Annotated in this window: 12 protein-coding genes and 1 pseudogene; 2 read left to right on the forward strand and 11 right to left on the reverse strand. The window is 67.5% G+C overall.

Going from position 1 to position 14,597, the window contains the following annotated elements:
* Positions 1 to 134: 134 nt before the first annotated feature.
* On the forward strand, positions 135 to 1,163 hold the full coding sequence (locus tag WFK61_RS05805) for a LysR family transcriptional regulator (RefSeq protein ID WP_336810594.1): 1,029 nt from the start codon (positions 135 to 137) through the stop codon (positions 1,161 to 1,163).
* Here the strand turns inward: WFK61_RS05805 and WFK61_RS05810 are convergent.
* From WFK61_RS05810 to pip, 11 genes and pseudogenes are all read right to left on the reverse strand, one after another.
* Entirely contained in the window at positions 1,082 to 2,434 is a 1,353-nt protein-coding gene (locus WFK61_RS05810) for an MmgE/PrpD family protein (protein ID WP_336810595.1), read from the reverse strand. The two genes, WFK61_RS05805 and WFK61_RS05810, sit on opposite strands and share 82 nt — an antisense overlap.
* A gap of 34 nt (positions 2,435 to 2,468) precedes the next feature.
* Positions 2,469 to 3,479, reverse strand: coding sequence for a serine hydrolase domain-containing protein (locus WFK61_RS05815; RefSeq protein WP_336810596.1), 1,011 nt, complete (start codon positions 3,477 to 3,479; stop codon positions 2,469 to 2,471).
* 43 nt (positions 3,480 to 3,522) lie between these two features.
* Entirely contained in the window at positions 3,523 to 4,317 is a 795-nt protein-coding gene (locus WFK61_RS05820) for an ABC transporter ATP-binding protein (RefSeq protein ID WP_336810597.1), read from the reverse strand.
* On the reverse strand, positions 4,314 to 4,499 hold the full coding sequence (locus WFK61_RS26115; RefSeq protein ID WP_404979083.1) for an ABC transporter ATP-binding protein: 186 nt from the start codon (positions 4,497 to 4,499) through the stop codon (positions 4,314 to 4,316). Before WFK61_RS26115 ends, WFK61_RS05820 begins: the two co-directional genes overlap by 4 nt.
* A 144-nt stretch (positions 4,500 to 4,643) precedes the next feature.
* Positions 4,644 to 5,102 (reverse strand): annotated as a pseudogene (locus WFK61_RS26120) (ATP-binding cassette domain-containing protein); the annotation flags it as partial.
* A gap of 70 nt (positions 5,103 to 5,172) precedes the next feature.
* Entirely contained in the window at positions 5,173 to 6,099 is a 927-nt protein-coding gene (locus WFK61_RS05830; protein ID WP_336810599.1) for an ABC transporter permease, read from the reverse strand.
* Positions 6,100 to 6,108: 9 nt separating this feature from the next.
* Positions 6,109 to 7,125, reverse strand: coding sequence for an ABC transporter permease (locus tag WFK61_RS05835; RefSeq protein WP_336810600.1), 1,017 nt, complete (start codon positions 7,123 to 7,125; stop codon positions 6,109 to 6,111).
* Positions 7,126 to 7,189: 64 nt separating this feature from the next.
* Positions 7,190 to 8,827, reverse strand: coding sequence for an ABC transporter substrate-binding protein (locus WFK61_RS05840; protein ID WP_336810601.1), 1,638 nt, complete (start codon positions 8,825 to 8,827; stop codon positions 7,190 to 7,192).
* Between the two features lie 90 nt (positions 8,828 to 8,917).
* Entirely contained in the window at positions 8,918 to 10,345 is a 1,428-nt protein-coding gene (locus WFK61_RS05845) for a M20 family metallopeptidase (RefSeq protein WP_336810602.1), read from the reverse strand.
* Between the two features lie 14 nt (positions 10,346 to 10,359).
* Entirely contained in the window at positions 10,360 to 12,174 is a 1,815-nt protein-coding gene (locus WFK61_RS05850; RefSeq protein ID WP_336810603.1) for a S9 family peptidase, read from the reverse strand.
* Between the two features lie 10 nt (positions 12,175 to 12,184).
* Positions 12,185 to 13,162 carry a prolyl aminopeptidase gene (gene pip, locus WFK61_RS05855; protein ID WP_336810604.1) on the reverse strand — a complete coding sequence of 326 codons (978 nt, stop codon included), beginning with the start codon at positions 13,160 to 13,162 and terminating at the stop codon, positions 12,185 to 12,187.
* A 244-nt stretch (positions 13,163 to 13,406) separates the two neighbouring features.
* On the opposite strand from pip, the gene WFK61_RS05860 reads away from it, so the two are divergent.
* Positions 13,407 to 14,450 (forward strand): transporter substrate-binding domain-containing protein, encoded by a 1,044-nt coding sequence (locus tag WFK61_RS05860; RefSeq protein WP_336810605.1) that lies wholly within the window; start codon positions 13,407 to 13,409, stop codon positions 14,448 to 14,450.
* The last annotated feature ends 147 nt before the right edge of the window (positions 14,451 to 14,597 follow it).

Consider the following 14,597-nt stretch of genomic DNA (forward strand, 5'->3'; position numbering starts at 1 on the left):
TCGGATTTATCCGAGAAGTGGATTCCACTTTTCGGTCCGATGCAATAGCCGGCCGGCACGACGCCTGCATGTCCCGGCCGGCTTCTGGCGCGGCCGGGGCGGCCGTGCCATCCTGCACGCGCGGAGGAGTGGTTATGGAGTTGAAATGGCTGGAAGACGCCCTGAGCCTTGCCTCGACGCTCAGCTTTTCGCGCTCCGCCCGTGAACGGAACGTCACGCAATCGGCCCTGAGCCGCCGGGTCCGGCAGCTCGAGGACTGGCTCGGCGCGCCGCTTTTCGACCGCAGCAGCTACCCGATCCGCCTCACCGAGGCCGGCAAGACCTTCCTGCCCCGCGCGCAGGACATCCTCAGGCAGGTGCACGGCGCCCGGCAGGAGGTGCTCCAGCAGCAGGAAGACGTCTCGGAGATGCTGGTCTTCGCGACGCTGAACACCCTGTCGCTGACCTTCTTTCCCGGCCTCGTCCGCCGCATCGAGGACAGGCTCGGCTCGCTGAAGACGCGCTTCTGCGACCAGCGTGCCTCTTTCGGCGGCAATGTCGCGCTGCTCAACCGCAGCGAATGCGATTTCCTGCTGACCTATGCGCATCCGACGGTATCGCCGGATCTCGACGCCGAACGCTTCATGTATCGCCATCTCGGCAGCGAGCGGGCCATCCCCGTCTCCCTCCCCGGCGACGACGGCGAGCCGCTCCACGGCTTCTGCTCCGATGACACGCCCGTTCGCCTTCTGAGCTACGGCAACAGCTCCTTCTTCGCGCGCCGGCTTGCCCTGCTCTTCGCCGAACGGCCAACGCCCTTGATCACCGTCTACGAGAACCCGATGTCGGTCGGCCTCAAGGCCATGGTGCTGGCCGGGCGTGGGGCAGCCTGGGTTCCCGAAAGCCTCGTCGTCGACGAGCTGCGTGACGGGCGGCTCGTCCCGGCCGCCGACCCGTCCTGGTACATCACGGCCGAGATCCGGCTCTACCGGGCCCGTCAGCAGGGCCGGCCCGCCCTCGAACGGTTCTGGGAGGCCATCGCGGAGGAGGTCCAGCCGGAGCCCCCGGCTGAACGGGTGCGGGCAGCCACCGGAAAGCGCGGCTATGCGCGCTCCATCTCCACCGGTTCCGAGAGCAGGAAGCCGAGATCGGCCGCCGCATCGATCTCGGTGAGCCGCGCGTAGAGCTCGTCCGCGCCGGGCAGCCCGGCACAGCAATCCGCGAATTTGGCAGCGCGATCGGCATCGTCGAACGGAACGGCGATCGAGCCCTTGGCCTCCCACCGCTCGGCCTTGAGCACGCGCCCGTCCTTGAGGCTGATGGTGACGCGATGCGGCTGACGCCCGGCTGCCTCCTCGCCCTTCTCGTAGGACCGCATTGTCGTCAGCGGCAGCAGGCGCCGGACTTCGGGGCGCGCGACCGCTTCCGGCGTGAAATCGGCCAGCGACAGCCGGTCCTGCATGAGCGCGAGCGCCACGCAGTAATGCATCGAGAAGCGGCCCTGCATCTCGTCCTGCGGATCGGGATAGGCGAGGTTGCGCGCATTGGCGATGCCGACGAGCGTATCGACCGCCGCGACATCGTCGGCAGCAAAGCCGTGCTCCGCCCTGAGCGCAAGGATCGCATCGACGGCGAGATGCGTCGAGCCGCAGCAGGGGTGACGCTTCGGGATCAACCCGTCGCTCTCGATCACATGCGGCGAGGCCAGCACCATCCGGTCCCAGCCGGCAGCGCTCGCATCGCCGAACAGCTCGGCGATGCCCATCGGACATTCCAGGATGTCGAGCCGCCCGGTCATCCCGGCTGCGGCAAGCGCGGCGGCGTCGACGGCATTGCGCGCCGCGAGCCCGGCATGAAGCGGCTTCGCCGGCGTGCCGAACTGGCCCTTGGGGCCAGAGGCCATGCTGGCGGCGACGCTCATCGCCCGCGCGATGCCGGCAGCATCGAGTCCCATCAGCCAGGCCGTGCCCGCCGCCGTACCGATCGCGCCGACCGTCGAGGTCGCATGCCAGCCGATCGTGTAATGCGCCGGGTTGATGCCGCGCCCGACGGCGGCCTGCGCCTCCAGCCCGACGAGATAAGCGTCGACGAAAGCGCGTCCGCTGGCGCCGCGCCCCTGCGCCACCGCGAGCAGCGCCGGCACCAGAACCGCCGAGGCATGGGTGATGCCCGGCCGGAAATTGTCGTCATAGTCGAGCGCATGCGCCGCGGTGCCGTTGACCAGCGCAGCGATCGCCTCGCTTGCCCGGCCACCGCCCGCGACCGCCGCCTCTCCCTGCGGACCGATCCCGGGCGCGAAGGCTTCGCGAACGGCCTGTGTCGCCTGATCACTGATGCCGGCCAGCATGCAGGCCACCGTATCCGTGATGGCGTGATGCGCCCTCAGCCGCGCGAGCGGCGAGAAGACCGGCCCGGAGCGGCTCCATGCGGCGATACGTTCGATGGCGCTGGGCATGATCTCTCCCGGTCGGTCTGAAGGTTGGGGCGGCTCAATCCTGCCGGCGCGCTTCGAGGATCAGGCGCAGCAGACGGCCGAAGGCGAAGCGGTTCACCTCCGTGCCCTTGATGTCGGTATTGACGCGATGGACGATCACGAGGTCGAGCGACGGGATGACGAGGCAGTTCTGCCCACCCACGCCCTGCGCGCTGTAGCTGCCGGCCGGCAGCACGACCCCGGGGAAGCCCGCGCCGGAGCGCTCGGTCCACCACATGTAGCCATAGCCGCCGCGCGGCCCGGCATCGGAAAGCGGCAGCACGCTGGTCGCGACCCAGTTGGCCGGGATGACCTGCTCGCCCTGCCAGCGGCCCTGACGCAGGAACATCAGGCCGAAGCGTGCGAGATCGCGCGTCGACATCCGGAACGGATAGGCGGGGTGGACCGAGCAATCGTCCGGCTCCAGCCAGCCGTCGCGCCGCTCGCCGTCGAGGCGGAAATCCTCCATACCGAGCGGGCGGCCGATCCGCGCCAGGAAATCGTCATGGATGCCGGCGCCGGTCAGCGCCGTGAAGATCGTGCCGAGCGCGTTGAAGTCCCAGTTGTTGTAGAGCCAGAAGGTGCCGGGCGGCTGCGAATGGCGCGGCGGCTTGATCGACTTCATCCAAGGCGATTCATAGCCGGCGGGATGGAAGATGCCCGAGCGCGCCGTCAGCAGGTCGTAGATCGTCGCCGCCTTCTCGCGCTCGCTCAGGCCGTCCTTGTCGTCGATGCCGAGATCGGCGAGCGTACGCGACAGGTCGATCCGGCCCTCCTCCTCATGGATGCCGATCAGGGCGCTGAGGAAGCTCTTGCGGACGGAATGACACTGGTAGCGATGGGCGAGGTCGCCGCGGCTTGCCACGACGCGCCCGCCCTGCACGATCATGACCGTCGCGGTCGAGATGGTGTCGGCATAGCGCCACGCCCGGTCGAGCCCCTCGCGCGACCAGCCGGCCGCCTCCGGCGCGACGCTCTCCCAGTCCTTCACCGGCCAATGCTCTCCCGCCAGGGCCTTACCCGTCATGCCTGCCTCGTCCATCTGCTGATCTTCCGAAAGTCCCGACCGCTCAGGCGATCGGGCGATAACCCACGCTCGCCTCAAGGAATTCGCGCGTATAGGGCTCCTGCGCCCGGCCGGCCCGGACATCCGCTGCGCTCATCTCCTCGAGGATGCGTCCCTCGCTCATCATCGCGACGCGCTCGCAGAGATGCGTCACGACGGCGAGGTCGTGGCTGACCATCAGATAGGTCAGGTCGCGGTCGCGGCGCAGCTGCTTCAGCAGGTTGAGGATTTCCGCCTGCACGGAGACGTCGAGCGCCGAGGTCGGTTCGTCCAGCAGCAGCAGCTCCGGCTCGATGATGAGCGCACGCGCGATCGCGACGCGCTGGCGCTGTCCGCCCGAGAGCTCGTGCGGGAAGCGGTAGCGGAAGGAGGGACCGAGGCCGACAGCGGTCAGTATCTCGTCGATGCGCTCCTGCGGCCGGTCGAAGCCGTGAATCTTCAGCGGCTCGGCCAGCACGTTCTGCACCATCTTGCGCGGGTGCAGCGAGGCATAGGGGTCCTGGAACACCATCTGCACGCGCCGGAAGAAGGCCTTGTCGCGCTTGTGCGGCACCTCGCGGTCATGGAAGGCGATCGTGCCGCCATACTCGCTGTTCAGCCCGGCAAGCGCGCGCAGCACCGTCGACTTGCCGCAGCCGGACTCGCCGATCAGCCCGAAGGCCTCGCCATGGCCGAGCGTGAAGGAGACATCGTCCACCGCCTTGAGCGCGGACGCACCGCGGCCGAAGACGATGGAGAGATGACTGACCGTGAGGGCAGCCGGACGGTTCCCCGCCATGGCCGGATCGCTCGCGCTCATGCCCGGCTCCCGCTCTGCAAGGTCGGCCCGTCCAGCCAGGCCGGATCGCGGCTCGGGACCTGCAGCATGTCGGTCTGCCGGTCGAGCCGCGGCAGGCTGTCGAGCAGCGCGCGCGTGTAGGGATGGCGCGCATTGCGCAATTCGCGCGCCGGGATGTCCTCCATGATGCGGCCGGCATACATCACCAGCACGCGGTCGCAGAAATCCGCCACGAGATTGAGGTCGTGGCTGATGAAGATCAGCCCGGCGCCGCGCCGCGTCACCAGCTCGTCGAGGATGCTCAGCACCTGCTGGCGGATGGTGACGTCGAGCGCCGAAGTCGGCTCGTCCGCGATGATCAGGTCCGGCTCCGGGATCAGCATCATCGCAATCATGATGCGCTGGCCCATGCCGCCCGAGACCTCGTGCGGATAGAGCTTGAAGACGCGGGCGGGGTCGCGGATCTTCACGGCCTCCAGCATGGCGAGCGCCCGGGCCTCGGCCTCCTTGCCGCCGACCTTGTGATGCAGGCGATAGGCCTCGGTGATCTGCTCGCCCACACGCATCAGCGGGTTGAGCGAGAATTTCGGGTCCTGCAGGATCATCGAGATGCGGTTGCCGCGGATCGTCCGCATCTGCCGTTCGCTGGCGCCGAGCAGGTCGATCCCGTCGAAGGACAGCTTCCTGGCGGAGATCGTCGCCGCCTTCGGCGTCAGCTTCAGGATCGTGCGCCCGGTCAGCGACTTGCCGGAGCCGGATTCGCCGACGATGCCGACCTTCTCGCGGCCGACGCTGAAGGAGATGCCGCGCACCGCCTGCACGGTGCGATGCGCGCCCTTGAAGGTGACGGAGAGGTCCTCGACCTCGAGCAGCGGCTTATCCATGGCGGGGGTCCAGGATGTCGCGCAGGCCGTCGCCGAACAGGTTGAAGGCCAGGCTGGTGATCAGGATGGCGAGGCCGGGAATGCCGGCGATCCAGCCATTGGTCAGGATGAACTCGCGGCCCGATGCCAGCATCGCGCCCCATTCCGGGCTCGGCGGCTGTGCGCCCAGGCCGAGGAAGCCGAGCCCCGCCGCGGTCAGGATGATCGACGCCATGTTGAGCGTGATGCGCACCACGACGGAGGGAATGCACATCGGCACGACATGGCCGAGGATGATCCTGAGCGGCGACGCGCCCTGCAGCCGCACCGCCGCGATATAGTCGGATTTGCGGATCGAGAGCGTCTCCGCTCGCGCCAGACGAGCGATCGGCGGCCAGGCGGCGAGCGCGATCGCGATGATCGCATGGTCGATGCCCGGCCCGAGCGCCGCGACGAAGGCGAGCGCCAGAACGAGGCTGGGGAAGGCCAGGAAGATATCGACGATGCGCATCAGCACGATATCGGCCCAGCCGCCGAGATAGCCGGAGGTCGTGCCGATGATCAGGCCGAGCGGCGCCGCGATCACCGCCGTCAGCAGAGCGATGTAGAGCGTGATCCGCGCACCGAAGACCAGCCGGCTGAAGATGTCGCGGCCGAGCTCGTCGGTGCCGAACCAATGCGCACCGGAAGGCCGTTGCAGGCGGTTCGTCAGGTCCTGCGCGTAGATGTCATGCGTCGCGACCAATGGCGCGAACAGCGCCACCAGCGCGATCAGCACGATGATGGCGAGCCCGAACATGGCGGCGGGGTTGGCCCTGAGCCGCCACCATTTCAGCGAGAGTTGCTGCATCCGCGCCTGGAAGGGCGAGGACGGGACGGGCGCCGCGAGCCAGGCCCTGAGGCCCTGCCCGCCGGCCTGGTCGATGGGTTGTGGTGCCATGGCCATGCCTCAGCGGGTCCGCGGGTCGAAGACCCGATAGAGCAGGTCGCACAACAGGTTGAGCGTGACGAAGATGACGCCGACCAGGAGCGTGCAGCCGACGACGGCGTTCATGTCGCCGGCGAGCAGCGCATTGGTCAGGTAGCGGCCGAAGCCCGGCCAGGCGAAGACCGTCTCGGTCAGCACCGCGCCTTCGAGCAGGAAGGCATAGGACAGCGCGACCACGGTCAACACCTGCACGGCGATGTTGCGGAAGGCGTGGCCCCAGACGGTGCGCGCCCAGGACAGGCCCTTCACGCGCGCGGTCACGACATATTCCTGGCTGAGCTGCTCCATCATGAAGCTGCGGGTCATGCGGCTGATATAGGCGAGCGAGCTGAAGGCCAGGATCGAGGCCGGCAGGATGATGTGCGACACGGCATTGCCGAACATCTCCCAGTTGCCGGCGAGCAGGCTGTCGATCAGCAGGAAGCCGGTGACCGGTTCGAGATCGAACTCATAGGTGAAGTCGATGCGGCCCGGGCCGCCTACCCAGCCCAGCGTCGCGTAGAACAGCACCAGCCCCATCAGGCCGAGCCAGAAATTCGGCGCGGAATAGCCGATCAGCCCGACGACCCGGACGATCTGGTCGAGCCAGGAACCGCGATACATCGCCGAGAGCACGCCGAGCGGAATCCCGAAGCTCGTGCCGATCACGATCGCCACGCTGGCAAGCTCGATCGTCGCCGGGAAGACGCGGGCGATATCCGCCACGACCGGCTTGCCGGTGGTCAGCGCCATCCCGAAATCGAGATGCAGCACGCCCCAGAGATAGCGGCCGAACTGGATGTAGAGCGGCTGGTCGAGGCCCAGCTGCTTGTACATCGCCTGATAGGCTTCCTGGGTCACGTTGTCGCCGAGCACGGCGACGACCGGGTCCAGCGGCAGCAGGCGGCCGATGAAGAAGGTCAGCGCCGCAAGCCCGAGCAGGGTCACGGCGAAGGAGGCGAGGGTCCGGCCGGAAGCCTTGAGCCAGGACGGAAGCATGGTCCGTCCCGGATCGGTGCTCAGGCCGGGCGCCGCGGCGGCGGTCCGGGACATTGCGGCGGCCTTACTTGGCGGCGCGCTCGTAATAGGTCCGGAAGCCGTTCCAGGTCCACGACTTCAGGTCCTTGCGCACGCCGGCGACGCTGTTCATCTGGAACATGAAGGCCATCGGTCCCTTGGCCATGACCTCCTTCTGGATGGTGGCGTAGAGCGCGTCGCGCTTGGCCGTATCGGGCTCCAGCAGGGCGGCGTCGATCTGCTTGTTCAGGTCGAGGTCCTGATAGGCCGAGCGCCAGCTCGGATACTGGGTCTGCTTGGCTTCCAGCCGGTTGTCGGGGTTGAAGACGAGGCGCGAGGCGTTGCCATGGGCGTCCGGCACGCCGGTCTGCCAGGCCAGCATCGCCGACTGGTATTCACGCCCGCGCACCTTGCTGAAGAGCTGGGCATTGGCCATGCGCTCCAGCGAGAGCTTGACGCCGACCTTGGCAGCGTTCTGCTGGACGCTCTGGGCGATCGGATTGGCATGCGGCAGCGTGCCGAAGATCATGGTCGCCTCGAAGCCGTTGGGATAGCCGGCTTCGGTCAGGAGCTGCTTGGCCTTGTCGAGGTCGAGCTTGAAGGGCTGGCCTTCCTTCGCGTCGAGCGCGCCGACGGCGCCGAGCTGGGCGAAGCTGGCGCGCGGCACGCCGAGATGGGTCATCACCGTCTTGCCGAGGCCGTCATAGTCGATCAGGTAGCGCATCGCGAGGCGCACCTTCTCCTTGGAGAACGGGCCATCCGCGACGTTGAAGCCCCAGTAGAACAATTGCGGCCGCAGGACCTTGTCGATCGTGATGTCCTTCGAGCTTTCGAGATCCCTCAGGTCCTCGGGCGTCAGGTCGCGCGCCACGTCGACATCGCCCTGGCTGAGCAGCAGGCGCTGGGTGCCGGGCTCGGCGACATGGCGGATCAGCACTCGCTTCAGCGCCGGGGCCTTGCCCCAATAGCCGTCATTGGCCTCCAGCACGATCGACTCGCCGGCATTCCAGCGCGTCAGCTTGTAGGGACCGACGCAGGCTGTGCGCGTCGCCAGATACTTGTTGCCGAGATCGCCGCCCTGCTCGTTCGCCATCAGGGTCTTCTTGTCCATGACCATGGACACCCGGTTGGCCGCGATCGCCTGCAGCACCAGCGTCGTCGGATAGGTCTTGTCGAGCTTGAGGGTGAGCGTATCCCCCGCGCCCGCAACGATGGTCTGCTCGACATTGTCCTTGGTGAAGCCGTACTCGGTCAGCGTCGCCGCATTGCCGAAATTGAGCTTGACGACGCGATGCAGCGACCAGGCGACATCCTCGGCCGTAACCGGATTGCCGGAGGGGAACTTCGCGCCCTTCTGCAGATGGAAGGTGATCTCCTTGCGATCCGGCGAGACGTCCCAGCGCGAGGCGAAGCTCGGCACGACCTTGCGTTCGTCGGCCGGGTCGAAATCGACCAACGTGTCGCAGGTGTTCTGCAGAATCTCGTTGGTGACGACCTCGCCGACCTGGGCGGGGTCGAAGGTGCTGATCGCGTCGATATTCCAGGCCATGACCAGCGCGTTCTTGGGCGTGGCGGCGATGGCAGCTCCTGCGCCCGCACAGAGGGCGGCGGCAGCGACGGCCGGGAGCAGCTTGTGCCCGGCGAGGCGCGGCGTGGTTCCGGTCCGGTCGTTTCGGTTGGCCATGATCTCGATCCCGCTCTGTGGTTGTTGTTTGATTGAAGACGTCTCGGTCGCCGGGAGCAACTCTGCCGGATGCTCCCGGGCAATGCCGGCTCAGGCAGCCTGGGGCCGTGGCTTGATCGGCGGCTTCACATCGGCCGGGATCGGGCAGACATAAGGCGTCTGCGTCGTCCGCTCCTGATGGTCCTTCTTGGCACGCGCCAGCAGCGTCTCGTCGCTGATCACGTCGACCGCCGTCGCCGCCATGATCTTGGCGGCATGGACCATGCCCTTATGCGCGGCCGGCGCCTTGCCCTGCGCCGTGATCTGCCAGGAATGGCCGGGCGTGCCGATCGCATGGGTCGCGACCCGCGCCTGGATGGTCGGCACCTTCCAGCTGACATCGGCGACATCGGTCGAGCCGATCATCGGCACGCCGCGCGTGCCTTGCGGCACCACGAAATCGCAGAGCGGCGTGTCCTCGCGCGGTGCGATGCCGGTGCGGCGATAGTCGTTGAGGATATCGGCCGGGCCGAGCGTCGCCTGGATCTTCGCCGCATAGGCCTTGTCGGCCGCATCGAACGGCACCGGGCCGAGCCGGTCGATATTCCTGAACATCGCGTCTTCCAGCGGCGTGTTGCCGAGCATGTTGGAGACCGCGCTCATGATCGAGATCGAGACGGTGGTCTCGGTCATCAGCGCCGCACCCTCGGCGATCTTCTTCACGCGCTCGTTGAGCTCCAGCATCCCGGCGAGGTCGCGCGCCCGGATGGCATAGCGCACCTTGGCCGAGGCCTGCACGACGTTGGGCGCGATGCCACCGGCATCGAGATAGGCATAGTGGATGCGCGCGTCGGACGGTGCATGCTCGCGCATGTAGTTGACGCCGACATTCATGAGTTCCACGGCATCGAGTGCCGAGCGGCCGAGATGCGGCGCGGCAGCAGCGTGCGAGGCACGGCCGGTGAACTGGAAATCCATCCTTGTATTGGCGAGCGACAAGGCATCGTCGACCTTGGTCATCGTCGCCGGGTGCCACGAGATCGCGACATCGACATCGTCGAAGGCGCCGGCGCGCACCATGAAGGCCTTGGCCGCGCCACCCTCTTCCGCCGGGCAGCCGAAATAGCGCACGCGCCCCGGCCGGCCGGTCCTGGCGAGCCAGTCCTTGACCGCGGTCGCGGCCAGCAAGGCGGCCGAGCCCAGCATGTTGTGGCCGCAGCCATGGCCGTGGCCACCGGCCTCGACCGGCTTCGGCTCGGCGATACCAGCCTCCTGGCTCAGGCCCGGCAGCGCATCATACTCGCCGAGGATGGCGATGACCGGGCCGCCCTCGCCGGCCTCGCCCATCACGGCCGTCGGGATGCCCGCGACATTCTCGGTGATGCGGAAGCCCTGCTCCTTGAGCATGGCGATATGCTCGGCGACCGAGCCATATTCGGTATAGGCGATCTCGGGCATGCCCCAGACGCGGTCGCTCAGCGCCTCGAAAGGCTGCCGCTTGGCATCGACCAGCTCCCAGATGATCTCGGAATTCTGCATGGGTTGGTCCTCTTTCAGAGATGCTCTCGCAGGAAACGGGCCACGCCGCCGAAGACGGTGCGCCGGTTCTCGATCCGGGCGAAGCCATGGCCCTCGTGCGGGATGCGCACATATTCGACCGGCCGGCCGAGGTCGCGCAGCACCGAATAGACCATCTCGCTCTCGCCCGGCGGCACGCGGGGGTCATCGAACCCCTGCGCGATGAAGAGCGGCACGCGGATCTGGTCGAGCTTGTGGATCGGCGAGAAGCGGATCAGGTTCTCGCGATCGACGACGGGATCGCCATATTCCACGGCACGCAGATAGCGGCGCCACGGCCCGGTCGTCTGCAGCAGCGTCAGGAAGTTGGCGATGCCGTAGAACTCGATCCCGACCTTCCAGAGCTCCGGCTGCTCAGTCAGCGCCGCCAGCACCATGAAGCCGCCATAGGAGCGGCCATAGACCGCGACACGGTCATCGTTCACATCGCTCTGCTCGCGCAGCCAGAGCCTGACCGCCTTGAGGTCGGCGACGCTGTCCATGCGCAGATGCTTGTCGTCGAGATGGTGATAGCTGCGGCCATAGCCGGTCGAGCCGCGCACATTCGGCGCGATCACCATGATGCCCTGACTCAGGAAGAACTGCAGGTCCGCCCGGAAAATCGGGGTCCATTGCGCCTCCGGCCCGCCATGCACGACGACCACCGCCGGGTAGCCGCCTTCCGGCGCCTTGCCGCGCGGGCGATAGACGAAGAACGGCACTTCCAGCCCGTCGAAGCTCTTGGTGCTCGCGACCGTCGGCTCGATGAAACTTGCGGGATCGAGCCCGGCCTTCGAGGCGTCAGTCAGCCGCTTCACCTGCTTCGAGGCGATGTCGAAACGCCAGATATCCGGCGACGAGGTCGAGCCGTCGAGCGGGAAGACGAGCCCGGAACCATCCGGAAGCCAGGCGACGGAGCCGATCGAGCCGGCTGGAAACCCCTCGACCTCGAACTCGGCCCCACCGGCGATGTCGCGCACGAAGATGCGGTTCCAGCCGCGATCATTGGCGACATAGGCGAGGCGGTTCTGGTCCGGCGCCAGCGCCACCGCCTCGATATCCTGTCCGTCGCGCTCGACGATCCAGCTGAGCGTGCCGTCGGCCGCCGAGCGGAAGGCGACACTGAGAAATTCGCGGCCCTGGTCGGTGATGGAGAAGAAGCCGCTGCCATCCTTCTTCATCCGGTTGGCGGCATAGCGGGCGCGGCCCTCATGCGGCAGCAGCGCCTCGCGCGCCCCGCTTTCGAGATCGAGCCGGTAGAGGTCCTGGTCGTTCATCGCATGGGTGGCGTCGGCCACCAGCAGCGAGCGCCCGTCCGGGAAGAAGGCCACCGCCTCGCGATAGCCGTTGCCCTCGAAAACGCGCCGCGCCGCCCGCGTCGCCATGTCCATCACATAGATGTCCATATGCTCGCGGTCGCGGGCGTTCGAGGCGAAGGCGATGCGCTGCCCGTCCGGCGCCCAGCAGCCCCAGACATGCACCACGGTCGGATCGTCCGTCAGCGGCTGCGGTACACCGGAGGCACCCGGCACGAGCCAGAGCTGATGGCGCTCGTCGCCGCCGCAATCCATCGTGAACAGCAGATCGCGGCTCTTCGGATTGAAGGCGATCGCGCCGACCGGCTCCGGCATGTCGGTCAGGCGCCAGGGCGCCCCGCCGGCGAGCGGCCGGAGCCAGATCTGGTGCGTACCGCTCTCGTCGCTGAGATAGGCGAGAAGCTCGCCATCCGGCGCCACCGCCGGGCTCTTGGCGCTGCGGATTTCGAGATAGGGCTCGATGCCCAGGCGGATCTGGCTGGCAGCTTCGTACATCGTCGTTCCTTCAGGCCGCGAGGGCCGGCATCGAGTCGCGCAGGCGATCGGTCGCATCGCGCAGCGCCAGCGACAGGGCCGGCGCGCTCGGCGTCGCCGCGTGATTGGCCTCGGTCACGATGGTGAAGCGCGCCTCGGGCCAGGCCGTCTTCAGGCGCCAGGCCGTGCACATCGGCGTCACGATGTCGTAGCGCCCCTGCACGATCTCCGCCGGAAGGTGCCGGATGCGCGAGACGTCGCGCAGCAACTGGCCGGGTTCGAGGAAGGCGCCGTTGACGCAGTAATGCGTGAAGATGCGTGCGAGCGCGAGCGCCGCCTCCGGCTCGGTCAGGGCCGCGACATGCTCGGCATCGGGCAGGAAGGTCTGTGTCTTCCCCGAGAAGGTGCGCAAGGCGATCGCGGCGGCCAGCTGCTGCTCGCGGTCCGGTCCCGTGAGCCGGCGGTAATAGGCGCCGAGCAGGTCGCCGCGTTCCGCTTCCGGCACGAAGTTGGCGAAGACCTCCCAATGGTCCGGGAAGATCGTGCGCGAGCCGTGGAACCACCAGTCGATCTCGGCGCGCTCGGCCATGAAGATGCCGTGCAGGCGGAAGCCGAGGCAACGCTCGGGATGGGCCTGCCCATAGGCGAGCCCGAGGCAGCTGCCCCAGGAGCCGCCCGTCACCAGCCAGCAGTCGATACCGAGATGCGCCCGGATGCGTTCGAGATCGGCGACCAGCGCCTGCGTGGTATTGCCCGCGAGTTCGGCCGAGGGGCTGGAGCGCCCGGCTCCGCGCTGGTCGAAGGTCACGATCCGGAAAGCTGACGGGTCGAAGGTCCTGCGCTGCGCCGGCTTCGTGCCCCCGCCCGGCCCGCCATGCAGGAAGACCACGGGAATGCCGTCGGGATTGCCGCTCTCGTCGACATGAAGCTCGTGCCCGTCGCCAACCAGCAGGCGCAGGGACCGATAGGGCTCAACCGCCTCGTAGAGGCCGTTCTGGTCGTCTGGCACGCCGGGCTCCGCCGAACCGGAGCGTCGCGACGCTCCTCGATAAGGCGAGGATGGCACGCCCGAAGCGCCGCTGGCTAATGCATTCGCGGCGCATTGTTATGACGATCCGGAATAGATTGACGCCTTCCGCGAGACCGCCACGCACGACCTTCGCCAAACTCAGGCACCGGTGCAAGCGCGGCGTTTGACGTATGTCTGAGTTGCTGTATACAGCTCTATAGCTCGATAACGGGAGAAGATCGGGATGGCATACGGCATCATTCGTGCGGCGCTCGCCGCGGCAACGCTTACCCTGGTCGCGCCGGCGGCACAGGCCGGGCCGGTGCTCGACAAGGTCAAGGAAGACGGCAAGATCATCTGCCTGGTGAACCCGAATTCGCCGGGCTTCTCGGTCCCCGACAGCGCCGGCCGCTTCCAGGGCTTCAATGTCGAATTCTGCCGCATGGCCGCCGTCGCGATCTTCGGCGACGCCAGCAAGGCGGAGCTGCGCGGCATCGGCTTCTCAGACAGCCTGAAGGCGATCATCAGCGGCAGCGCCCATATCGCCTCGCGCGGCATCACCGCGACCGGCACGCGCGACGCCGATCCCGGCGTCTCCTTCGTCACCACCACCTTCTATGACGGTCAGGGCTTCATGGTGCCCAAGAGCCTCGGCATGACCAAGCTCGCCGACCTGTCGGGCGCGACGGTCTGCGCCGAGGAAGGCTCGACTACCCTCCTCTATCTTGCCGACTGGTTCGGCGAGGCGAAGCTGCCCTACAAGGTCGAGAACATCGCCGACAAGACCGCCCGCCTCCAGGCCTTCTTCTCCGGCAAGTGCGACGCCGTCGCGAGCTCGGTCTCGGCGCTCGCCGCCGACCGCCTGCTGGCACCGAAGCCGGACGATTACGTGCTGGTTCCCCAGCGCTCCGCGACCGAGCCGCTGGCGCTGGTCTCCCGCCCCGATACCGAGCTGGAGAAGACCCTGTTCTGGGGCGTGCAGGTCATGGTCGCGGCCGAGGAATTCGGCCTGACGTCGAAGAACGTCGAGGCCAAGCTCGCCGCGCTCAAGGATCTGCCGGTCGACGCCCAGCGCCTGATCGCGCCGAACGGCCCGACCGCCGACATGGCTAAGAAGCTCGGCCTGCGCCCGGACTGGGCTTTCCAGATCATCAAGCAGGTCGGCAATTACGGCGAGGTCTTTGAGAAGCATATCGGCAAGGCCTCGCCGCTGGCGATGGACCGCGCCCAGTCGCCGAACCGCCTCGCCCGCGACGGTGGCCTGATCTTCTCCTATCCGGTTCGGTAAAACCCACGACCGGGACACCCGAACTGAGCCCTCCCGGAGCGATCCGGGAGGGCTTTTCGTTGGCGACAGGCTCGACAGCGGCATGCGTTCAAGAGTGGACAATCCCCACGGCAATCCGCTTCATGGAAGCGACGAGCACCGCATCTC

The organism is Allobosea sp. MMO-172 (genome assembly GCF_037147855.1).
GTDB lineage: Bacteria > Pseudomonadota > Alphaproteobacteria > Rhizobiales > Beijerinckiaceae > Allobosea.

What these genes read in the sequence shown, in the direction of transcription:
- WFK61_RS05860 (WP_336810605.1), top strand. Translation starts at nt 13,407, where the DNA reads ATGGCATACGGCATCATTCGTGCGGCGCTCGCCGCGGCAACGCTTACC.
- WFK61_RS05850 (WP_336810603.1), bottom strand. Translation starts at nt 12,174, where the DNA reads ATGTACGAAGCTGCCAGCCAGATCCGCCTGGGCATCGAGCCCTATCTC.
- WFK61_RS05830 (WP_336810599.1), bottom strand. Translation starts at nt 6,099, where the DNA reads ATGGCACCACAACCCATCGACCAGGCCGGCGGGCAGGGCCTCAGGGCC.
- WFK61_RS26115 (WP_404979083.1), bottom strand. Translation starts at nt 4,499, where the DNA reads ATGTATGCCGGCCGCATCATGGAGGACATCCCGGCGCGCGAATTGCGC.
- WFK61_RS05840 (WP_336810601.1), bottom strand. Translation starts at nt 8,827, where the DNA reads ATGGCCAACCGAAACGACCGGACCGGAACCACGCCGCGCCTCGCCGGG.
- WFK61_RS05810 (WP_336810595.1), bottom strand. Translation starts at nt 2,434, where the DNA reads ATGCCCAGCGCCATCGAACGTATCGCCGCATGGAGCCGCTCCGGGCCG.
- WFK61_RS05805 (WP_336810594.1), top strand. Translation starts at nt 135, where the DNA reads ATGGAGTTGAAATGGCTGGAAGACGCCCTGAGCCTTGCCTCGACGCTC.
- WFK61_RS05815 (WP_336810596.1), bottom strand. Translation starts at nt 3,479, where the DNA reads ATGACGGGTAAGGCCCTGGCGGGAGAGCATTGGCCGGTGAAGGACTGG.
- WFK61_RS05845 (WP_336810602.1), bottom strand. Translation starts at nt 10,345, where the DNA reads ATGCAGAATTCCGAGATCATCTGGGAGCTGGTCGATGCCAAGCGGCAG.
- WFK61_RS05820 (WP_336810597.1), bottom strand. Translation starts at nt 4,317, where the DNA reads ATGAGCGCGAGCGATCCGGCCATGGCGGGGAACCGTCCGGCTGCCCTC.
- WFK61_RS05835 (WP_336810600.1), bottom strand. Translation starts at nt 7,125, where the DNA reads ATGCTTCCGTCCTGGCTCAAGGCTTCCGGCCGGACCCTCGCCTCCTTC.